This is a genomic window from Agrobacterium sp. NPDC089420 (genome assembly GCF_044900305.1).
Taxonomy (GTDB): domain Bacteria; phylum Pseudomonadota; class Alphaproteobacteria; order Rhizobiales; family Rhizobiaceae; genus Agrobacterium.
In genome coordinates, this window is record NZ_JBJDMY010000008.1 from 169926 (window position 1) to 192101 (window position 22176).

Genomic DNA, 22176 nt, shown 5'->3' on the forward strand with positions numbered 1-22176 from the left:
CATTGCCTTGTCGCATATCGACAAAGATGCGTTGACAACCATGCGTGGATTTGACCAGAGTCCCGCCCGGCATGTCTGTTGCGGGGAGAAAACTGATGTCGTTGCGCGCGCTTGTCCGGATTTCGTTGGTTGCGGTTTCGACCAGCCTGTTTTTTCTTCCAGCCACAGCGGCGGAACCGTCGCGGAAGGTGGTCACCACCCAAAATGGCGATTATTTCGGCTTCGATCTCCGCACAGAGCAGAATGTCTCGCTGGAGCAATGCGGCGAGATTTGCGTTGGCGATGCTGCCTGCAAGGCGTTCACCTACAACCCCAAGGTGAAATGGTGCTTCCTCAAATCGGATTTTAATCGGCTGAACGCTTTCCCGGGCGCCGTTGCCGGCAAGATCGTGGAAACTGCTGCGGAGGCCGATATCGGTGCGCCGCAGCGCCTGTCCTTTGTCACGGACAGCCTGCAGCAGGAAGCGCGCCGGTTGAAATCCGGCCTTGCGGCCAATGACGGTGAGACCGAACAGGGGGTGGAAGCGCTGGTTGAAACGGCGCGGCAGCAGGCGGCGTCAGGTAATATTCCCGATGCGGTAACAACCTACAAGACCGCTCTTGCCATCACGCCGGATGACGGTGCGCTTTGGGCTGAATTGTCGGAAAAGGCGGCGCAGGTCAAAGATAATTATGCGATTGCCGGTCAGGCGGGGTCTGCCGCCATCAACGCCTATCAGCTGAGCCGCACGGTCAGCGCCCGCACCGAGGCCCTGAACCGGCTGGCGCAGGCCTTCGAAAGAACCCAGAATTATCGCGCAGCGCTTAATGCCTACAAGGAAAGCCTCGCGCTTACCGACAATGCGCAGACCAAGGCGGCCTATGCCGATCTGCGCACGCGTCAGGGTTTCCGCGTCATCAATAATACCGTGGATACGGACAGCGTCAGCCCGCGCGCCTGCGTGCAGTTTTCCGAACCGCTGGTGAAGAACGGTGTCGATTATTCCTCCTTCATCACGCTGGATGGCGCTGCTCCCAAGGCCATAGAGGCGAAGGGCAGCGAGATCTGCGTCGAAGGCCTGAGCCATGGCCAGCGTTACAAGATCGCGTTTCGCGCCGGCCTGCCGTCTTCGGTGGACGAGCCGCTGGAAAAGCAGGTCGATCTCGACATTTACGTGCGTGACCGCGCCGCCAGCGTGCGCTTCACGGGTGAGAATTTCGTGCTGCCGGGCACCGCGCGCCGTGGCATCCCCATCGTCTCTGTGAATGCCGACAAGGCCGATCTGAAGCTCTATCGCGTCGGTGACCGCAACATCACCTCGCTGCTTGCGAACTCGCAGTTTCTGACACAGATGGACGGTTACAATGCCGACCGTATCGAAAACGAGCTCGGCGAACTCGTCTGGCAGGGTTCGATCGATATCCAGCCCGATCTCAACAAGGATGTGATAACGAGCTTCCCGGTGGATGAGGCCCTCCCGGAGCGGAAACCCGGCATCTATGTGCTCACCGCCGTACCGCCGGGCACCGCGCCGGAAACCTGGGATTCGCGCGCCACGCAATGGTTCCTGGTGTCCGATACCGGCATCACCACCTATGCCGGAACCGACGGCCTGAATGTCTTTGTCCGTGCACTCGGCAGCGCCAAGCCGCTCGCGGATGTGGATCTGCAGCTGCTCGCCAAGAATAACGAGGTACTGGGCACGGCAAAAACCGACGCGGACGGCCGTGCGGTATTCTCGGCCGGCCTGATGCGCGGCACCGCTGCGCTGGCGCCGGCAATCCTGACGGCGCGCAACGGCGACAAGGATTACATCTTCCTCGACATGACCCGTGCCGGCTTCGACCTCTCCGACCGCGGCGTGACGGGACGTGCCGCCCCCGGCGCGATCGACGTGTTCAGCTGGACCGAGCGCGGCATCTACCGCGCCGGCGAGACCGTGCATGCGGCAGCCCTTGCCCGTGATGTCGACGGCAAGGCAATCGAGGATCTGCCGCTCACTTTCATCTTCTCGCGCCCCGACGGTGTCGAGGACCGGCGCTTCGTCAGCGATGGCAAGGCGCTTGGCGGCCATGCGGTCGATCTGCCGTTGCAGGCCAATGCCATGCGCGGCACCTGGACATTGCGCATCCATACCGATCCGAAGACGGCTGCCATCAGCGAAAAGAGCTTCCTCGTCGATGATTTCGTGCCGGATCGCACCGAGTTCGATCTTTCCAGCAAGGCAAAACAGATCGACCCGGCTGCGGAAACCGCAATCGACGTCGATGGCCGTTATCTCTATGGCGCGCCCGCAGCCGGCCTGACGCTGGAAGGCGAGGTCGCGATCAAGCCGACGCGCACCAGCGCCGATTTCGAAGGTTATTTCTTCGGTCTGGCCGATGAGGAAAGCGAAGAGGAAAACCGCACCACGCTTGCCGATCTGCCCGCGCTGGATGAAGAGGGCAAGGCGAGCTTCAATGTCGATCTGACCGACCTTCCTTCCACCACGCAGCTTCTTTCCGCCAACATCACCGTGCGTATGCGCGAGGCTGGCGGCCGCGCCGTCGAGCGCTCCTTGACGTTGCCCATCAAGGCGGATGCCCCTGTCATCGGCATCAAGCCGCAATTCTCCGGCGATCTTGCCCAGAATTCCGTCGGCCGTTTCCACATCATCGGGGTCAGCGCCGACGGTGCCAGACAGGCGATGAATGGCCTTACCTGGAAGCTCATCAAGGTGGAGCGGAACTATCAATGGTATCGTCAGGGCAATTCCTGGCGTTACGAGCCGGTGGAATATACCAAGCAGCAGGAAGCCGGCACGCTGTCGGTCGATACCAATGGCGGCGAGATTTCCGTGCCCGTCACCTGGGGCCGCTACCGGCTGGAAGTGGAGGGTGCGGGCAATGGCGCACCTGTTTCCAGCGTTGAATTCGATGCCGGTTTTTATGTCGAGGCAAGTTCGACGGAAACGCCGGATGCGCTGGAAATCGCTCTCGACAAGCAGAGCTACAAGATCGGCGATACGGCCAAACTCAAGGTTTCCTCGCGTTTTGCCGGCGAGCTGATGATCACTTCCGGTTCCGAGAAGCTGATTTCCGTTCAGAATGCCGAGATCGGCGCGGATGGCGGCGAGATCGACATTCCGGTCACCGAGGAATGGGGTGCGGGCGCTTACGTCACGGCCACGCTGTTCCGGCCCGGCGATGCGCAGGAAAGCCGCATGCCGATGCGCGCCATCGGCATCAAATGGCTCGCCGTCGATCCGGCCGAGCGCAAGCTTGCCGTCACCCTCGGCGCGCCGCAGAAGACGCTGCCGCGCCAGCCGATTGAAATTCCGATCACGGTTGCCGGCGCTGGTGTCGGCGAAAAGGCCTATGCCATCGTCGCGGCCGTGGATGTCGGCATTCTGAACCTCACCCGCTATGAACCGCCGAAGCCGGATGAATGGTATTTCGGCCAGCGCCGGCTGGGGCTTGAAATCCGCGACCTTTATGGACGCCTGATTGACGGTTCGCTCGGCGCCACCGGCCGGTTGCGCACCGGCGGTGACGGCGGCGGGGCGGCCCTTCAGGGCAGCCCGCCCACCGAAAAGCTGGTGGCCTTCTTTGCCGGTCCGGTCGAACTCGACGCTGACGGCAAGGCGACGGTGAGCTTCGATATTCCGCAGTTCAACGGCACCGCCCGCATCATGGCGGTGGCCTGGACAAAAACGGGTGTTGGCCATGCGGTCTCCGATGCGGTCATTCGTGATCCTGTCGTGGTCACGGCCAGCGCGCCGAAATTCCTCGCCCCCGGTGATGTCTCGCAATTGCGGCTCGATATCGCCAATACCGACGGCGAGGCCGGCGATTACCGGCTGGATGTGACCAGCAACACGGCCTTGACGGTGGATCAGGGCGAGATGTCGCAGACATTGGCGCTGCAAAAGGGTGGAAAGTCGTCACTGACAGTGCCGCTGACGGGTGAACAGCCCGGCAATGGAGCGATCACCATCAAGGTCTCCAACGCATCAGGTGTCTCGCTGGAGCAGGTGCTGAATGTTCCGGTGCGCCCGGCCGTTCTGCCTGTCACAACGCGGCGCGAAATCAAGATTGCGCCCAATAGCAGCCTGACGATCAACGGCGATCTTCTGGCCGACAGCATGCTGCTCGGCTCTTCGGTCGCCGTCAACGTCACGCGCTCGCCGGCCTTCGATATTCCGGCGCTGGTGATGATGCTGGACAAATATCCTTACGGCTGCGCCGAGCAGACGACGAGCCGCGCCTTGCCGTTGCTCTACCTTTCGGAGCTGACGAAGGATAGCGGCATGGCCGAAGACCCCGATACCCGCCGTCGGGTGCAGGAGGCGATCTACCGCGTGCTGTCCTTCCAGTCGAGCTCCGGCAGTTTCGGCCTCTGGTCGCCGGGTTATGGCGATCTGTGGCTGGATGCCTATATCAGCGACTTCCTGACCCGGGCGAGGGAGCAGAACTACGACGTGCCCGAAGCGGCCATGGTGCAGGCGCTGAACAACCTGCAGAACGGCCTGTCCTATGACAGCAACGTCAAGGATCGCGGCAACGAGATCGCCTATTCGCTTTATGTGCTGGCGCGCAACCGCAAGGCGGCGATCAACGATCTGCGATATTATGCGGATACGGCGCTCGCCGATTTCCCGACGCCGCTTGCCAAGGCGCAGGTTGCCGCCGCCCTTTCGCTTTATGGCGATCAGGCCCGTTCCAAGGCTGTGTTCGGCGCTTCGCTCGACATGGCAAGCCGTGCCACCAATGTCAGCTTCGCGAGAGCGGATTATGGCTCCGCCCTGCGCGATGGCGCAGCGACGCTGGCGCTTGCGGCCGAAAGCCGTCCGGTTCCGGCCGTCGTGCCGCAGCTTGCCGGTGCCGTGGCCAAGGAATGGGAAAAGAAGCCCTATACCAGCACCCAGGAACAGGCCTGGATGCTGCTGGCTGCCCGTGCCGTCAAAGGCGAGGACAAGGACATCCGGCTCGACGTGAACGGCGACCTGCAGACCGGCGGTTTCGGCAAAAGGATGAGCGGCGATGAATTGCTGGCGGCCCCCTTGAAGATCGCCAATGCCTCGGCCGATCCGGTCACGGCTGTCGTCACCACGGTGGCGCCGCCGGCGCAGCCGCTTGCCGCCGGCGGCGAGGGCTTCACCATCACCCGCACCTATTATTCCATGGATGGCGAGGAGGTGAACCCGAGCGAGGTCACGCAGAACGAGCGTTATGTCGTGGTGCTGAACGTGGTGCCGCAAAATAACTGGCAGTCGCGCATTCTGGTGACGGATCTTCTGCCCTCCGGTTTCGAAATCGACAATCCGAGCCTCGTCAATTCTGCCGAGCTGTCGAATTTCGACTGGCTGCCGGAAACGGAAGCGGCGCATACCGAATTCCGCTACGACCGTTTCGTCGCGGCCTTTGACCGCTCAGCCGGCGACAGTTCGGAGATTGCGCTCGCCTATGTGGTCCGCGCTGTCACCCCCGGCACCTATGATCATCCGGCGGCTTCGGTCGAGGATATGTACCGGCCGCAATTTGCCGCCCGCACGGCAACCGGCCGCATGGAGGTGCGCTCGGCAACCCCATGAGGCGAAAAAAGGCGATCATTGTCGGCATCATGACGGCCGCGTTGCTTGTCGGCGGCGCGGCCTTCGGTCTCGATGCGCTCGACAGGGCCTATCCGCCGCCGCTGGATGCTGCGCGGCAGCGGTCTTTCGAGGTGCTGGATCGTGACGGCAAGCTGTTACGCGCCTTCGCGACCCCGGATGGACGCTGGCGGCTGAAAACGACGGCCGTCGAGGTCGATCCGCAGTTCCTGCGCATGCTGGTAGCGTATGAGGACCAGCGTTTCTACGAACATCACGGGGTCGATCCCTGGGCGTTTTTGCGCTCCGCCTGGCAATTGGCCAGCAATGGCCGGATCGTTTCCGGCGCCTCGACGCTGTCCATGCAGGTGGCGCGGCTGATCGAGCCGCGTGCCGACCGGTCGTTTTCGGCGAAAATCCTGCAGGCTGCGCGCGCGCTCCAGATCGAGAGACGGCTGGATAAGGCCGAGATTCTGGATCTTTATCTGAATATCGCCCCCTATGGCGGCAATATCGAGGGTATTCGCGCCGCAAGCCTTGCCTGGTTCGGCAAGGAGCCGGGCCGGCTCGACACGGCGGAGGCGGCCCTGCTGGTGGCGCTGCCGCAACTGCCGGAAAAGCGACGCCCGGACCGTTTCCCGGAGGCGGCAAGGCAGGCGCGCGAGCGGGTGCTGCAACGGCTTGCCGTCGAGCGCGTGGTGGGCGAGGGAGAGGCGGAGCGTGCGGCGCTTGCGGGTGTGCCGGCCAGCCGGCGCGATCTTCCGGCCTATGCGCCGCATATGGCCGTCGCCGCACGGGTGAAATTCCCAAATACCGCCGAGGTGCGCTCCACGCTGAAGCTACCGATCCAGCAGGAGCTGGAAGGTGTCGCCCGTCATGCGGCGGAAAAGCTGGGTGACAAGGTTTCCGTCGCCATCGTCATGGCCGACGCGCAGACCGGCGATATTCTGGCGGAAGTCGGCTCGGCGGATTATCTCGATACGGCAAGGCGTGGTTTCGTGGAGATGAGCCGGGCCGTTCGCTCACCGGGCTCCACCCTCAAGCCGTTTATCTATGGCCTTGCCTTCGAGGACGGCCTTGTCGGGCAGGAAACCATTATCGAGGATCGCCCGGCCGATTTTTCCGGTTACCGGCCGCGTAATTTCGACATGCATTATCAGGGCGATGTCAGCATCCGGCAGGCGCTGCAACTGTCGCTCAACGTGCCTGCCGTCAAGCTGCTCGATGCCGTCAGCCCATCGGCGCTGATGGTGCGGTTCCGGCGGGCGGGCGTTCGGCTTGTGCTGCCCGCCAGTGAGGCGCCGGGGCTTGCAATTGCACTCGGCGGCGCCGGCATTTCTCTTACCGATCTGGTGCAGCTTTATGCCGGGCTTGCCGGTGGCGGCGATCCCGTGCGTCTCGGCGACGGGGTCCGCTCGGCTCCGGAACGGCTGGGGGGTGACCGGCTGTTTTCCGATGCCGCGATCTGGAATGTCTCCGATATTCTCTCCGGCGTGCTGCCGCCGCTCGGCATGAAGCAGCGTGGCATCGCCTACAAGACCGGCACCAGCTATGGTTATCGCGATGCCTGGTCGCTGGGCTATGACGGGCGGCACGTGATCGGTATCTGGGTCGGCCGGGCCGACAATGGCGCGGTGCCGGGCATTGCCGGTTATGCGACGGCGGCTCCGATCCTGTTCGAGGCTTTTGCAAAATCCGGTGTGGCGATCACGCCGCTGCCTGGCGCACCCTCCGGTGTCGCGCGTGTTGCCGTGAGCGACCTTCCCGCCAACCAGCGGCGTTTCACCACGACGGCCAGCGGCCTGCTTTCGGCCTCGAGACGGGAAAGCGCCCCGCGCATCGTTTACCCGCCGGAGGGCGCGCGGGTGGAGCTTTCCGGCCAGTCGGGCATTTCGCCGCTGGTGCTCAAGCTGCAGGGCGGGCGTGCGCCTTTCCGCTGGCTTGCCAATGGCAGGCCCCTGCCGGACGCTTCCCACCGCCGCAACAGCGAATGGCGACCGGAAGGCCAGGGATTTTCGACATTGACGGTGATCGACGCCGATGGCCGCGCTTCGAGCGTGCGCGTTTTCATCGAGTGAGCGTTGCGGACTGCCGGCTGCAACGCGCTTCGCCATATCTGCTTTTTTGCCAAATCGAATATCGCCGGTCAGGCCGGCATGGACGTTGTGTCCGGACGCGATGCCGTCTCGCCGCGGCGGTCATCGACGGGGCGTCGTTTCGGGCGGCCGGGGTCGCGTCTTCGGCAGGGTGAGCCCGGGGCTGATGATGTCGGGCTTCACATTTCCGCGCGCGGATGCTTACTATCGGGAGATCATCAAGGGACTGATCATCGTCAGCGCGGTCGTTGCTGATGCCCACCGTCAAAAAGCCCGGCTTCGGAAGGGCTGATATCCATGCGCGCGGTGCCCCGGCGGGGTGCCGGCGGCAATGCTGAGGAGATGCATGTGAACCTTTTCAACTCTCCTCTGGAACTGGGCGTTACCGTGCTTGCCGTTGTCCTTGTCGGGCTTTCCAAGGGCGGGCTCGGTGGCATGAGCCTGCTCGGCGTGCCGCTGATGGCGCTGGTGATGTCGCCGGTTACGGCGGCCGCCATCCTGCTGCCGATCCTTGTCGTCATGGACATGGTCGGCGTGGCGGCGTGGCGCAATTGGGTCGACTGGCGGATCATGCGTCAGCTTCTGCCGGCGGCCGTCGTCGGCATCGGGCTCGGATGGATGACCGCCGAGATTACCTCGGACGCCGTGGTGCGCCTGATTGTCGGCCTGGTTTCGGCCGTGTTCGTGCTGCGTGTCGTTCTCGCCAGAGGCGTTCTGGCGACGGTCGCCAGGGAACGGCCGATGGCGGGGCGGTTCTGGAGCCTGCTTGCCGGTTACACCAGCTTCGTCGCCCATGCCGGCTCGCCGCCGCTGCAGGTTTATCTGCTGCCGCTTCGCATGGACCCGAAGGTCTTTACCGGCACGAATGTGATGTTTTTTGCCATCACCAATGTCCTGAAACTCGTGCCTTATGCGGCTCTTGGCGGTTTCGGCGCGCAGAATCTCGGCCGTGCCGCCCTGATGGTGCCGCTGGCGATCGCCTCCACGTGGCTTGGCGCCTGGACGGTGCGTCACATGCGCGCCTCGATCTTTTATCCGCTGACCTATGTGTCCGTGGCGCTGGTGGCGGTGAAGCTGATCTGGGACGGCGTGACGGGGCTTTAGAGCGCCAGCGCGCTGCCGCCGGCCGGGATCGTGACGGCAGACAAGGCCGCCGGTTCCGATTGCCGGGCCTGGTCCCCTCGAAATATGCTCGGAAAAATAATCCGTTCAGCCGCCTGGCCGCAAGGATCGAATTTCCCGGCCCCAACCAGGTTCGGCGTTCAATATCCCCCTTTGCCGTCGGTTTTTCGGGTGGTCTTTTCAACCAGCCGGCGCCAGGTCGCGGTCGATTCCGCCGCTGCCGCTGCCAGAAGGCGTGAATCGCCGGAAACGGTCGTCATGTCGAAACCCCATTCCACCGCACGCGCCGCATAATCCGCCGTGCCGCAATGGATGGCCGCCTTGATGCCGTTGCGATGGCAGGCATCGCGAATGCGCTTGATGGCGGCGATGACTTCGGGCTCCTCCCGGTCGAAGGCGGGCGTCAACTGCCCTTTGGAAAGCGAAAAGCTGAGATCGGCCGGGCCGACATAAATCCCGTCAAGCCCGGGGGTGGCGGCGATCTCCTCGAGATTGTCCATCGCCTCCGCCGTTTCGATCATGGCAAAGGCAAGGATTTCGTCATTGGCCTCTGCGGCATAATTGCCGCCGGCGGCGTAAACGGCGCGAGTGGGGCCGAAGCTGCGTTCCCCGAGCGGGGGATATCGCATATATCGCACAAATTGCTCGGCCTGCGCCCGGTTGTTGATCATCGGGCAGATGATGCCATAGGCGCCCGCATCCAGAACCTTCGATATCCAGGCTGCGTCAAGCCAGGGCACCCGCGCCATCAGCACCTTGTCGGAGGCGCGCATCGCCTGAAACATGCCGAGTACGTCCTTGTAATCGACCGCGCCGTGCTGGATGTCGATGGAGATGGCGTCGTAATCCTGCGCCGCCATGATCTCGGCGCTGAACGGGCTGGCGATCGACAGCCAGCCATGCAGCACCGGACGCCCGTCGGCCCAGATCTCCTTCAACTTGTTCTTTCGCATGGGATTCTCCTGCAGAAACAGCCATCTTTAAAAGACGATCTCGGCTCGTGCGGTTTCGAGAGAGTCGCTAATCACCTCGATACCACCTTTGCGCCCCGTGTCGGAATGGTTCGTGCCGCCGAAAACTGCTTCGCGTGCGGCGGGCGCGAAACTGTTGATGCCGGCCATAGGATGATTGAACTCCACAGATTTGTCGCATCACTCTGTTCTCCAGAGACTGGTTCATGGATGCAGGCGCAAGGAAGCCGAGCCCCTGGCGTTTCTGCTAAAGATATTGGGCGACTTTATGGGAGTGACGCATTCCGATCTCCTGCGATAATCTCGCTTGCCGATGCGTCCTGTCGGAAATTTCCTGGCTCAGGGAGATGTAAAACCTATGGTGCTTGCGACCGTCATCATGCGTCCCCATTGTTTCTCATGCTGTCGGTGGCGAATATCGCGTCGAGCAGGCTCTCGTGGGCAAGACGTAAATGAAAGGCGGGATTTTCTCGCGATTTCTTCTAATCTGGCGCGCTTTTTATCAGAAACCACTTGTCTACGGTCATGAAAAAATGCGTCGGTTCCCCTGGAATAGCCCGTTCTTGCACCAATCACAGACTTTCGCCTAAAGCCGGAAACGACCCCAAATGCCATCCATGATGACAAAATATCTGACGACGCTTGCAGACCGTTATTTCGAGAAGCGCATGGCAGGCCCTGTGCCGGAAAAGCGCTGGCACGGGCTTTACGATGTTCCACTCGACGATTTGAAGCAGCGGGCAATCTCCGGCGATGCCGATGCTGCATTCGTACTGGGCGACATTTACGACCAGGGTTATTCCAACGTCACCCTCGATAGGGTGGTGGCGGTCGAGTGGTACGAAAAGGCCGCCGCGCTCGGGCATGGCGACGCGATGAACAATATCGCCAGCATGTACCAGCACGGCGACGGCCCTTTCCCGGTCGATTTCGGCAAGGCGCGCGATTACTACGAGCAGGGCGTCAAAGCCGGTTGCGGCACGGCCATGGGCAATCTCGGCCATTTTTACACCGATGGCAGGGCCGGGCTGAAACAGGATCATCGCCGCGCGGTCAAGCTCTTCAGCCGGGGAGCCCACCTCGGCGACAGCGATTCCATGGTCAGCCTCGGCCATCGCTATAGTACCGGCACCGGTATCCGCAAGAGCCCGATCCGGGCGCTGTATTGGTATCGCCGCGCTTTTCAGGCCGGAAATCCGCGTGGCGCCAACAATCTTGGCGTCGCCTATTATTATGGAACGATCGTGAAGCAGGATGCGGAAAAGGGCGTCCAGTTGCTTCTCGCCGCGCTTGAAGCCGGTTTCGACCGCGCGGCCTACACGCTCGCCGTCGCCAACGAGGAGGGCAAAGGCACGGAGCACGATCTGGAGGAGGCGCTCTATCTGTACCGCCGCGCGCGCATGGGTGGCCGTGAGGATGCGGATGAAGCAATCGAACGGGTACTGACAAGGATGGGTGAGGAGTTTTCTGCGGCCGACGATCCCGAGCAACGGCTCGAAGACCTGCGGATCATGATCCGCGATCGGGAGAAGCGCTTCAGCGTGGAGGCGCTGCTTCTGGAACTCGCCCGTGTCTGTGAGCAACTGGTCGAGGATGAGGAGAACCCCGCCGCTGATCAACCCCATGTGCTGGGCAGATCGAGCCTGATCCGCGGTTTCGTGTTGTGGAAGCAGCGTAACCCCGCCTATATCGAGCCGGTTGAAACCGCGCTTGCGATCGATGACCGGCACCCCTTCCTGACGCCACCCGAACGCGCTTCTCTGATGACCGCCAGGGCCGTTGCGTTCGCCCGTGATCGTAAGTGGCAGGAGGCGGTCGATCTGCATCGTGGCGCGCTGGCGATCGTTGAGGCCGACCCGGAAGCGGAGGAGAATGTCGTGCTCGCCGCGATGACCGATCTTGCTTTCTGTCTGCATGAAGCTGCCGAATTCAAAGAGGCGCGCAAGCTTAATGCGGAAGCTCTCGAACGAGCCGAGATCGTCTTCGGCAAGGACGATCCGGCTCTGTTGCGTATAATCGGCAATCTCGCCCAGAACGAGTTCGCGCTCGAACATCCAGACAGGTCGGTGGAACTTATGCGCCGACGGCTGGCAATCGCCGAACAGCATGAAATTCTCGACGTGATCGGCGCGACGCTACGCGATCTGGCGATTGCCAGCTTTTCGGCGGGTGACCATGCCGGCGCGGAGGATTTGTTTCGTCGGCAAGTCGCTTTTGCAGAGCGCAACGGCGACGGTGACGACATCGCCCGTGCTCGCGCAGACCTGGACGGCCTGTTTGAACGGTTGGGAAAGAGGCCGCGATAAGTTGGGGTGGGCCTCGCAGATGAACATCGCTTGTGCGGGTTGTTTTGTCTCTTGATGCATCCACGCGTGGTTCAAGTCAGCTGTAAGCCCCGATCATGGATTTCGTAACGTTTTTTGTAAAACAGATGGGCGCGTCGCCGCGAGGCTTTGAATATGCACTTCGGTTGCCCCATCGTCGGCCTCTGCGATCTGTGCTGTAAGAACAGGCACACGTGCCGGGATGGGACGTGGCCTGGAAGGAGCCATAGATGGCCAGAGGAAGTCAGCGCATTAAGGCGATGGGAGAGGTAAATGGTCCACCTGCGGCCGGATCACTTATTCCGCGCTTCCATGCTGAGAAGGGCTCGGACTAGGGCTGCCTGATGACGAACACCGGTTTTGTCGAAGATGCGTTGCATCTGGGTACGGACAGTGTTGACACTGACGCCCATTTGCTTGGCTGCACTGGCAAGGTCATCTCCAGCGACGATATGGTGTGCCAACCTGATCTGTGCGGCAGACAGGCCATAAACCTCCCTCGCCACATTAACTCGGCGCGTGACGGTCTCCGCATCTTCGAAAGAAACGAAGGTCCTTCCATCTTCCAATAGGACCCAGCAGTGCATAGGCGCACCAGCCTCGTCTTCTCCGAGCGGCACCGCCCAAGCTTGCTTCGGCGATAAACTTAGCCTGGTCTGGCCTTTCAGCTCATGGTGCGCCAGGCGCACCGTCTCACAGAGTGCATGATCTGCCTGCGGCCGCCGAGCACGTATGCGACCCGTCGCCATCGCAAGGCCCTGATGGTCTTGTATCCGCAGCTGCGCTTGGCGGTTCGTCCACAGAACACGCGCGTCCTCATCAACCTCTATCAGCGGACATTCGGCCTGTTCGACGGTGCTTTCCATCATCACTACACAGCCGATCTTCCACATATCCTCCACCTTATGAAGGATTTTCAGCTCACGTTTAAGGTCTTCACCGCCATCGATGCCAATCTGGTCATATGTCACCCACGCCATAGTCCCCGCGATAACGATGTTTACCCTCTCCCACCGAATATTGTCGGTGAATGCTCGCTTCTCAGGGTATCGCTCAATGATGTTTTTGAGTCGCGTCTCGATCGCATCCCAACCTTCGTCGATCCTGATACCCAAGGAGGCATAATATTCCATTCGCCGGGTCTGCGGTGAATGAAGCCAATGTCTCCTCAAACCCTCGAAGTCTCGTTGTAGCCATGCCTCGGTTTCAGCATGGATCACCGCTAGTATCGCGGCCTTGTCGGCCTCGCTTCCAGCCATTCGGCCATCCCCTCAGATTGATCAGTCTTCACGCTAAACCGCCATACTCAGCACGACGACGACCACAGCCGCAAGTGCGGTTGCACGAAGGAGCGCAGGTCCGACGTCGATTGCAGCTATGCATTCCGAGTAATAGTAATCCTCGTCGCGGGCGGTGGTAATCGCCCGCATTGAATTCCGAACCTGAACTAGAGCGAGACCGTAGATATCCATGACTACCTCGTGAGAGCTTTGATCTTCGGATTGTGGCACGGAACGATCTGGCAACGTGTCATCCGAGCGGATGACAGCGGGATTTGGCGCGTGACGGCGGCGACGGATTCCATAATGGCCGTTCACGGCTGCGGCGGAACTCATATGCGCATGTCTGAAACCGGGTGGAAACCAGACCTGCCATGTTCTATCGAACAATTCACACGCTTTGGAGACGAACATGCCCGATAGGTTTCCGCGAGGTTCAAATATGCGCTTTACGTCGGATGGCGAATTGAGCCGCTCCGCTCGACTGCGGGGTCTGGAGACGTTTGCGGCGGCTGTTGAATATGTTCAGCGCCTTCCGTACGGTCGCACCAGCAAGCCGGACTTTCGAATTGTGCTGACTGAGGGCAGAGGCACGTGCAGTAGCAAGCATGCTTTCCTTGCGGCACTTGCGCGAGAGAACGGGTTGGTCATCGAACTTGTTCTGGGCGTTTATGAAATGACGGAAGAAAACACTCCGGGCGTCGGAACCGAACTGGCCCAAAACGGGCTCTCCGCTATACCTGAAGCACATTGCTTTCTGCGCACTGATCGCGGTGTTATTGATGTGACCATGCCGGAAGGATCACGAAACAGCGATAAGCGACATTTCTTACATGAAGAAGTGATCACGCCAGAGGACGTGGGTATCTACAAGGCCATCGTACATCGACGCGTACTTGCAGATTGGCTAAATAGCGCAGATCGCGAGGGACTTGACCTCGAGGCAGCGTGGCAAATTCGAGAAGCGTGCATTGCTGCGCTCAGCCGTGCAAGGGCTAAACCCGGCTAGAAGGTGGCAGCTGCGGCCAGTGTCTGGACTGCGGTTAGGTTACTTTCGGTTAGAACTGCGATGATGCAGCAGTTCAGCGTGGTCAACGGGCTCAATGTCATGGAGATACAAGCACATTTATGCTGAAACGACGTGGTCTTCTAGCCATCGGAGCTATTCTCGCAACTCTTGGGCAGTCTCGGGTGGCTGCTGCATCACGCTACCCTGCGCCTGAAAATAGGCCGGGGGTACCGTTCGATGATCCCAATCTGAAGCTGGCGATCCTATCCAGCCTGATCGACAAGCAACTGATCGATCTCGGAACTCCACAGCAGCTCGCTGAGCATGTTCTTGGAAGGCCCGTTGATCTTGAGAACGAAGGCTACAAGCCTATTCCCGCAGTTCGAGCCTATCTGGATCGCTACCCTCTCTCGTCCGACCTCCTGTATCAGATCGACGAGCTTGTTCTAGATGGAGGGAACTCCATCTATCGATATGTCTGGTTCTTCTGGGATGGAGAGGATGATATCTTTGACATCAACAGCCTTGCCGGGATCAAGCACTGCCCGAACATCAAGAGCCTTGATCTGACGTCGATGATCGGGACTGTCGACCTTCGTGACCTCCTGCCGCCATTCAAGGTCGAGACCATCAATGCAGGAATTGGGTTAGAGAACATCCCGGCTCTGCTCGACATGCCCAGTCTACGAAGCGTCCGTATCCTCGACGACCAGCTTTACACAGAGGTGACCACTCCGGATCATCCCAATCGACATGTGATGGAAGCGTTGAAGGCTAGGGGAGTCTCCGTCTGGGTCCATTGGGTATCCAGTTACGATGAGAACCGCCCCGCATACCAATGAAACTTGATCTTGGGCACGCTTTCGGAAATTGACGCGGCCAAGCGGGCCGTCAACAAGGGCATCGAAAGCGACCTTCACAAAAGATTTGGGTCGATGCCTTCTATTGGTGCTGAGCACGATGATGACTTCTGGGTCTTGGTGGTCATCAATGAACCAGAAATCGATTGACGAATACTCTGCGCGTACGCTGTCCTTCTAATTATTGAGTCGATGCGTGTCGGAGGTGGCGATTATGCTGGAAACTGAACGATTGATCCTGCGCCCATCAAAAAAGGCGGACGTTCCGGAGCTGTTTGAATTCCTCGGAGACCCTGCGGCAATGCAGCATACCCATAGCGATAAAACGCTTCGGGAGTGCCGCCGGCGGGTATTGGTTCATGAATGGCGAAGACGCCGTGATGGCTGTGCGCCATGGGTTGTCGTACGCCGTGAAGACGGCCGAATCATAGGATGGGGTGGACTATATGAAGACCCTTTCGATCCGGGTTGGGATTTTGAGGTCGGGTATTATTTTCGTCCCGAGGCCTGGGGAAGGGGTTATGCTTCCGAGCTCGTTCGCGCAGCATTGGGTGTTTCGGATCATCAGCTCAAGCTTCCAGAAGTCTGGGCTATGGCACATCCAGACAACGGTGGCTCAAAACGAGTTCTGGAGAAGGCGGGTTTTATGTTAGCCCGTCATCTCCCCGATCGAAACCGCTTGTTGTTTCGAAGGTCACGTCCGCTCGAATAATGATGAGCGCACTTAGCGCTTTTGCGTCCTGACCTCGTTCGACAATTTGTGATCAGAAGGCAAGACTACGTGCCACTTCTGTATCTCGCGAGCGCAGCCAGCAGCGCGCGGCAGCCAGCATCAGTATGCCGACGGGTGGCAACGCCGACTACCGACGACTGTTCAATCCCGACCGATACGATGTCTTGTTGTTCGACCAGCGTGGATGCGGACGCTCGACGCCCTATGCGAGCCTGGAAGCGAATACGACGTGGCACCTCGTGGCTGATATGGAACGTCTGCGCGAGTTCGTTGGCGTCCAGAAGTGGCTGGTGCTGGGCGGATCGTGGGGATCAACGCTGGCAATGGCTTACGCACAAACCCATCCCGGGTGCGTCAGCGAGCTGATCCTTCGGGGAGTTTATACACTCACACGAGCCGAGCTTGACTGGTACTACAAGTTTGGTGTCTCCGAAATCTTCCCGGAAAAATGGGGATGCTTCATCGCACCTGTTTCTGAAGAAGACAGGGGCGATCTGATCGGAGCCTATCGAAAGCTGCTGACATCAGACGACCCTGCTGTCCAGGTTGAAGCAGCCAAGGCCTGGACGTTATGGGACGGCGAGACCATCACGCTGTTGCCGGAACCGAGCTTCTCATCCAAGTACAGGGATGGTCACTACGCCCTTGCCTTCGCACGGTTTGAAAACCACTACTTCATTCACGATTGCTGGATGGAAGACGGACAACTCCTGCGCAACGCTCATAGGCTTCAGGGAATTCCCGGTGCGATTGTTCACGGTCGCTATGACATGCCGTGTCCTGTGAAAAACGCCTACCTTCTGCATAAGGCATGGCCTGATGCTTCGTTCAGCCTTGTAGAGGACGCTGGTCACGCGACTACCGAGCCCGGCATTCTGGACCAACTCATCAGAGCGACGGATCGGTTCGCGACGTAGCTTCCTCAACTGTAGCGGCGCATTGCACACCTGTTGCTTCGGGCATCTATCCCGATGCCGGAAATGCCGAACATTCACCTTCAAGCCAGTCTGAGCGCGGCCATGTCGCCGCTGCTGAGCGCAGCCAGATTGGCTTCGATTTTCTCTATCGGCCAGTCCCACCAGGCGAGATGGAGCAATTCGCCGATGACTTCATTCGAATAACGCATTTTGATGATAGATGCTGGATTTCCGCCGACAACTGCGTAGGGTGGTACATCCCGGGCGACGACCGAAGCGGCAGCGACAATCGCACCCGCTCCTATGTGAACCCCTGGCATGATTGCCGCGTTCTGGCCAATCCATACATCGTGGTCCACGATCGTGTCCTTGACGGGCAGGTCTTTGTAACCAAACGTCTCTGGCTTGAAGATGCGAAATGGATAGGTGGTAAAACCAGTCATTGGATGGTTCGCTGAACTGGTAATAAAGTAGCTTCCTCTCGCGATCTGCACAAACTTTCCGATCACCAGTCGCTCACGCACGCCGTGACCGAGGTAGGGGGCCAGGATCACGGCCGTCTCGTCGGGTTTCCCAGCATGCGTATAATAGCTGAAATCACCGATCTCCATACGGGGGTGATCTATGACGTTCTTCAGATACACCGTCTCCCGATATACAGTTCCGTCCGGCAAAGTAATCGGATGGATGGCATTTGCGTCAAGAAGAGGCATGGAGGACCTTTCAAGCATACCGCTAGTCAACGGTTCCGAGACGGAATCCTATAGAAAAATTGCGGATGATTTTGTTGCTGCCAAACTATTTTCTCCCGATCGGGGAATCCATCACGAGCTGAGTATCGCTCCGATGAATAGTTTTGATGGCAAAGCTCCCGTGCCGTACACGTCTACCTGCGTCACCATTCTGGCAAAACAGGACTGCAAGGCCAGTTTTCCTCCATAACTCGACGCTGGACAGGTCGCCTGCGCATCTCTCCGCAGCACTTGGAAGCGGATGTACCGAAGCAGGGGGGCTTTCTTGGTAGTCCGCGAAATCCGGGGTAAATTTCGTTGGATGGCGACGCCTGATGTACAACGATTTTGTCCGTCAACGAAGGGCATCTTAGACAAGAAATCAAGTGCGCGATATTCGCCGAGTTGCGGTATGTTCTCATCGATTCCGTGCAAGAATACCGAGAGATAAATGTGATGACGTCAGAGAAAACTGTTTCATTCAAATCTGGCGGGCAGACGATTATGGGAACCATACGTCATGCTAAAACCTCTGAAAACCCGACGTTTTTGCTGCTCCATGGCTTTGCAGGCACGCGGAATGAACTTGTGATTCCGTCACTCGGGATCGGGATTTTTGAATACGTTGCCGCCGCGTTGGCTGATCTGGGCCATTCCTCCTTGCGAATTGATTTTCGCGGCTCGGGCGACAGTGATGGTTCTACCGAAGAGATGAGCTACTCAACACAGATTGACGACTGCTTGGCCGCCATGGATTTCATCGCCGCCCAACCGAGTCTGGGAAATGGCAAGATTGTCTTACTTGGTTGGAGCCAAGGCGGACTGGTCGCGGCGGCGGCTGCGGGCCGAACCAATCGCCTATCAGGGGTGGCACTGTGGGCCGCTGTGGGAGAGCCCCATATTTCTTTCCCCGGCTTGATCGGCCAAGATGCCTATCTGCGAGGTCTGGACAGCAAGGGGGCAACGAAATTGACGTTGCCTTGGGGAGCGTCCATTACGCTGGGACCACAATTCTTCTTGGAGGTTGCAAGTTTTGCTCCTGTGGCGGAACTATCCCGGTACGTAGGCCCCGCTTTTATTGCAGAGGGCACCCTTGATGACGCAATACCTCGCGGAACCGCGAAAAAGTTTGCCGCAGCTCATGCTGGAGAGAACATTGTCTGGGAGGTCGCCATGGACCATGTGTTCAACACGGCCTCCAGCGTAGAAACCCTGAATAGTTTAATCGGCGCTACAGTCCGCTATTTAAGAAATCATGGATAATCTCATCGCAAGCTCCAGCAGCAATTAGACTGCTTAGCCAACGAACAAAGCGTTCGTACTCCCCAAGGCTTTCGAAGCCATGGATTTTGAATAGTTCGATACGCGAATATTTCTGATCCATCGCCATCTTCGAACGCAAAACCGCTGGACGTGACGCTCTGGTGCGAAAGTTGCCCCAAACTCCACCGGCAATCCGTATTGACGATCCCGGCCCGCTGTCACTAATATCGGTCGCTCGCCTGAACTTCAGACGCTGCCTCAATAGACGTTCACCTTGGAGGTCCCAATGCGCCGAGTCCCTTCTCAAAAAACTCAGATCAGAAATTTTGAGAAGATGATTGGACATGCGCACTTTGAATCTGGGCATTCTAGCCCATGTGGACGCAGGCAAAACCAGCCTCACTGAACGACTCCTTTTTGATACCGGTGCCATCGACAAGCTGGGAACCGTTGATGGTGGAAATACCCAGACGGACAGTCTGGAACTCGAACGGCAGCGCGGTATCACTATCGCTGCTGCCGTCGCTGCGTTTCGGATTGGAGACCTTTCCGTCAATCTGATCGACACGCCTGGCCATCCCGATTTCATTGCCGAGGTGGAACGGGTGTTGCGATTGCTGGATGCCGCGATTGTCGTCGTCTCGGCCGTTGAAGGCATACAGGCCCAGACGCGAATTCTTGTTCGCGCGCTTCAGCGCCTGGGAATTCCTTTCCTGTTTTTTGTGAACAAGATTGACCGGGTCGGAGCGCGGTACGAGGACGTGCTAGCCGATATCGCCCGGCAGTTGGCCGTCCGGCCACTTGCCATGTCGAGCGTCACCAATATCGGTAGCCGTCGTGCCGTGGTAGAAGCGATCGATATGGAGCGGGAGCCCCACTTTTCCCGAATGTGTGAAATACTTGCCTTGGACGATGCAACTTTGCTTGACGACTATGTCCTAGCTCCTGAGCGATTGGGTACGCAGAGACTGCAAAAGGCCATCGCGACACAGGTATCCAAGGGTCTTGTACACCCGGCTTACGGTGGGATTGCGATGACCGGAATCGGGGGGGCCGACCTCATCGATGCGATAGAAACTCTGTTGCCCAGTCGCCTTCCCAACCCGTCGCTCCCTGTACGGGGTAGCGTCTTCAAGATTGAACGCGGCTGGGGTGGCGAAAAACTCGCCTTCATTAACCTCGAAGCCGGAACTGTAAGCGCTCGCGACACTATCGAATTGCCAACCGGGCCCACCAAGATAACGAGCCTCCAGGTGTTCGGCGAACCGGGATTGCGCAGATGCGATCACGCCAGAGCCGGACAGATCGTGAAGGTCGGAGGTCTCGCGGGAGCGCGGATCGGCGACTTGATCGGACCGGACACGGGACGCGCTTTTATGTACCAGTTTGCGCCGCCAACAATTGAAACACGTGTCGTGGCACGGCGGCCGTCGGAAAACAGGGCATTGTGGCTTGCCTTGCAGCAGCTTTCGGAACAGGACCCGCTCATCAATCTGCGTAGCACGGAGGATGCAAACGAGATGTATCTGTCACTTTACGGAGAGGTGCAGAAGGAGATCGTTCAGGCCACCCTTCTTGCAGAATTTGGGGTCGATGCGACTTTCGAGGAAAGCACTGTCATCTACGTTGAAAGACCAGCTAGGCCGGCAAACGCGCTCGAAACAATATTCAGAGACCCCAATCCGTTTCTTGCAACAATCGGCCTGAGGGTCGAACCTCGACCATCTGGCTCAGGAAACGCATATACGGTGGAGGCCGATGTCGGGCAGATGCCGATCAGCTTCTACCGTGCAATAGAGGAGACGGTATTGGAGACTCTCAAGGCTGGTGTTTTCGGTTGGCAGGTCATCGATTGTCAGGTCGTGCTCACTGGCGTCCGGCACAGTTCCCCATCCAGCACTGCGGCAGACTTCCGTGGGCTCACACCTTTGGTTCTGGCCGAGGCACTTTCTCATGCGGGAATGGTCGTCTGTGAACCCGTCGAGCATTTCCAACTGGAGATTCCGTTACCTACGCTTCCGGGGATGGCAACACTTCTCGCCAAGTGTGGTGCCTTGATATCGGAGACATTGATCGAGAACAGCGTTGCTCGACTGGACGGCATGATTGCGTCCATCCATGTTCAGGGTATCCGCCGCCAGCTTCCAGGGCTTACCAGTGGTGTCGGTACCATGGAAAGCACGTTCGATCATCACGCACCTTTGAGCGGTCCGCCACCCCGTCGCTCCCGTACGTCGGCAAACCCGTTCAATCGCGTAGAATTTCTTGCAATGACCCGACGATAAACAAATGGCCTGTCCCAGCCATAACAGTCATTCTTACGCGATCCCGGAGTCATTGCTTTGGCGGCATCTTCGGAGCTGGTTTGGAGCCAGTTGTCTATCATCGTGCGCGTAACCGCACTGAAAGGGGGGGCTCATTGTGGCCTGCCCCCACGGGGTGATCCGTTTGGAATGTTATTGCATGCTCGGCCTGCTGGCCACTATTGGTTTTGACGCCGGTCCATTTTGGCGAGACCAGGCCGCTGCTTCGTCATCCGGGGTCTTGGCGATCTTGCGCTGCGTGGAGCGATGCTGACCGAGAACCCGGCATGCCCGACGCTCGGATACCTTCAGTTCATCGATGACATGGTCCACGCAAGCGCGGCGACGGGCGGGGCTCAGAAGTTTCCCTTGGCGGCCTCGGCAAGGATCATCTTGTCCAGCGTGAGGTCGGAAACTGCACGCCTCAGCCGGGCATTCTCCGTTTCAACTCTTTCAGGCGCTTCACCTGGCCGCCCTTCAGGCCGTCATATTCGCTCCGCCATCGATAACATGTAACTTCCGTCACGCCTATCGACCGGATCGCTTCCGCCATCGATTTTCCCTGCGCATTCAGCACGTCAACTTGACGAAGCTTCATGACGATCTCTTCTGCCTTTTTGCTGCCATTTCAATGTCCTTCTGAGGCTCATAAGCCATACTTCATGAAGGATCACTTTTCAGGGGGGAAGACCACATTTTTGGCTCCAGGCAAACCTATCGGAGCATTTCGACCCAACCAAGTGAAATAGCGACAAACCTATGGAGCGCAATCATTTATCAATGACTTACATCATAATCGCTTCAGGAAATTTGGTGTCCACGAGAGGATTCGAACCTCCGACCCCAGGATTCGTACCACTTCGGCTTTAACCGCCGTCCCGTCGCCAATGGACAGGACGTTCGTGGTCTGGACTGTCCCTTCACCATGGGCCTTACGGCCTTTAGGTGCTGCCCATCCAGTCTCTACACCTTCACCGGATTTCTCCGGAGCTTGGCTCGGGATTGGCATGCTGGAAGA

The 22176-nt window shown here is 59.0% G+C and carries 16 protein-coding genes and 2 pseudogenes; 12 read left to right on the forward strand and 6 right to left on the reverse strand.

The annotated features are described in order from the left end of the window. The first annotated feature begins 95 nt into the window (after window positions 1-95). From ACI2KA_RS14865 to ACI2KA_RS14880, 4 genes and pseudogenes are all read left to right on the forward strand, one after another. Window positions 96-5552 (forward strand): MG2 domain-containing protein, encoded by a 5457-nt coding sequence (locus ACI2KA_RS14865; RefSeq protein ID WP_404503239.1) that lies wholly within the window; start codon window positions 96-98, stop codon window positions 5550-5552. After that, window positions 5549-7627, forward strand: coding sequence for a penicillin-binding protein 1C (gene pbpC / locus ACI2KA_RS14870; RefSeq protein ID WP_404503240.1), 2079 nt, complete (start codon window positions 5549-5551; stop codon window positions 7625-7627). Before ACI2KA_RS14865 ends, pbpC begins: the two co-directional genes overlap by 4 nt. Window positions 7628-7696: 69 nt before the next feature. Then, window positions 7697-7937: pseudogene (locus ACI2KA_RS14875) on the forward strand (ABC transporter permease); the annotation flags it as partial. A 56-nt stretch (window positions 7938-7993) separates the two neighbouring features. Next, entirely contained in the window at window positions 7994-8749 is a 756-nt protein-coding gene (locus ACI2KA_RS14880) for a sulfite exporter TauE/SafE family protein (protein ID WP_404503241.1), read from the forward strand. 158 nt (window positions 8750-8907) lie between these two features. On the opposite strand, the gene ACI2KA_RS14885 is transcribed toward ACI2KA_RS14880, so the two are convergent. Together ACI2KA_RS14885 and ACI2KA_RS14890 are read right to left on the reverse strand one after the other, a co-directional pair. Next, entirely contained in the window at window positions 8908-9720 is an 813-nt protein-coding gene (locus ACI2KA_RS14885) for an HpcH/HpaI aldolase/citrate lyase family protein (RefSeq protein ID WP_404503242.1), read from the reverse strand. A 27-nt stretch (window positions 9721-9747) separates the two neighbouring features. After that, on the reverse strand, window positions 9748-9888 hold the full coding sequence (locus ACI2KA_RS14890) for a hypothetical protein (protein WP_404503243.1): 141 nt from the start codon (window positions 9886-9888) through the stop codon (window positions 9748-9750). 458 nt (window positions 9889-10346) lie between these two features. On the opposite strand from ACI2KA_RS14890, the gene ACI2KA_RS14895 reads away from it, so the two are divergent. Then, window positions 10347-12044, forward strand: a complete 1698-nt coding sequence (locus ACI2KA_RS14895; RefSeq protein WP_404503244.1) for an SEL1-like repeat protein — start codon at window positions 10347-10349, stop codon at window positions 12042-12044. 311 nt (window positions 12045-12355) lie between these two features. Here ACI2KA_RS14895 and ACI2KA_RS14900 read toward each other — a convergent pair whose 3' ends face one another. Both ACI2KA_RS14900 and ACI2KA_RS14905 read right to left on the reverse strand, forming a co-directional pair. After that, the gene (locus tag ACI2KA_RS14900; protein WP_404503245.1) at window positions 12356-13321 is read right to left on the reverse strand and encodes a LuxR family transcriptional regulator; all 966 of its coding nucleotides are present in this window, start codon (window positions 13319-13321) and stop codon (window positions 12356-12358) included. Window positions 13322-13354: 33 nt separating this feature from the next. Then, window positions 13355-13756, reverse strand: coding sequence for a hypothetical protein (locus ACI2KA_RS14905; protein ID WP_404503246.1), 402 nt, complete (start codon window positions 13754-13756; stop codon window positions 13355-13357). On the opposite strand from ACI2KA_RS14905, the gene ACI2KA_RS14910 reads away from it, so the two are divergent. The 5 genes from ACI2KA_RS14910 to pip all read left to right on the forward strand — a co-directional run bounded on the left by ACI2KA_RS14910 (window position 13755) and on the right by pip (window position 16861). Further along, the gene (locus tag ACI2KA_RS14910; RefSeq protein ID WP_404503247.1) at window positions 13755-14351 is read left to right on the forward strand and encodes a hypothetical protein; all 597 of its coding nucleotides are present in this window, start codon (window positions 13755-13757) and stop codon (window positions 14349-14351) included. The genes ACI2KA_RS14905 and ACI2KA_RS14910 overlap by 2 nt on opposite strands. 119 nt (window positions 14352-14470) lie before the next feature. After that, window positions 14471-15193, forward strand: a complete 723-nt coding sequence (locus ACI2KA_RS14915; RefSeq protein ID WP_404503248.1) for a DUF6892 domain-containing protein — start codon at window positions 14471-14473, stop codon at window positions 15191-15193. A 9-nt stretch (window positions 15194-15202) separates the two neighbouring features. After that, a complete protein-coding gene (locus ACI2KA_RS14920) occupies window positions 15203-15361 on the forward strand; it encodes a hypothetical protein (RefSeq protein ID WP_404503249.1) in 159 nt (52 codons plus the stop codon). A gap of 64 nt (window positions 15362-15425) precedes the next feature. Beyond that, window positions 15426-15923, forward strand: coding sequence for a GNAT family N-acetyltransferase (locus tag ACI2KA_RS14925; protein WP_404503250.1), 498 nt, complete (start codon window positions 15426-15428; stop codon window positions 15921-15923). Window positions 15924-16048: 125 nt separating this feature from the next. Further along, window positions 16049-16861, forward strand: coding sequence for a prolyl aminopeptidase (pip, locus tag ACI2KA_RS14930; protein ID WP_404503251.1), 813 nt, complete (start codon window positions 16049-16051; stop codon window positions 16859-16861). Between the two features lie 80 nt (window positions 16862-16941). On the opposite strand, the gene ACI2KA_RS14935 is transcribed toward pip, so the two are convergent. Next, complete coding sequence (locus ACI2KA_RS14935; RefSeq protein ID WP_404503252.1) at window positions 16942-17574, reverse strand: CatB-related O-acetyltransferase; 633 nt, start codon at window positions 17572-17574, stop codon at window positions 16942-16944. A 474-nt stretch (window positions 17575-18048) separates the two neighbouring features. Between ACI2KA_RS14935 and ACI2KA_RS14940 the strand changes: the two genes are divergently transcribed. Then, window positions 18049-18855 (forward strand): alpha/beta hydrolase, encoded by an 807-nt coding sequence (locus ACI2KA_RS14940; protein ID WP_404503253.1) that lies wholly within the window; start codon window positions 18049-18051, stop codon window positions 18853-18855. A gap of 344 nt (window positions 18856-19199) precedes the next feature. Then, window positions 19200-21140 carry a GTP-binding protein gene (locus ACI2KA_RS14945; protein ID WP_404503254.1) on the forward strand — a complete coding sequence of 647 codons (1941 nt, stop codon included), beginning with the start codon at window positions 19200-19202 and terminating at the stop codon, window positions 21138-21140. A 237-nt stretch (window positions 21141-21377) separates the two neighbouring features. On the opposite strand, the pseudogene ACI2KA_RS14950 reads toward ACI2KA_RS14945, so the two are convergent. After that, a pseudogene (locus ACI2KA_RS14950) lies at window positions 21378-21756 on the reverse strand (transposase); the annotation flags it as partial. Window positions 21757-22176 lie beyond the last annotated feature (420 nt).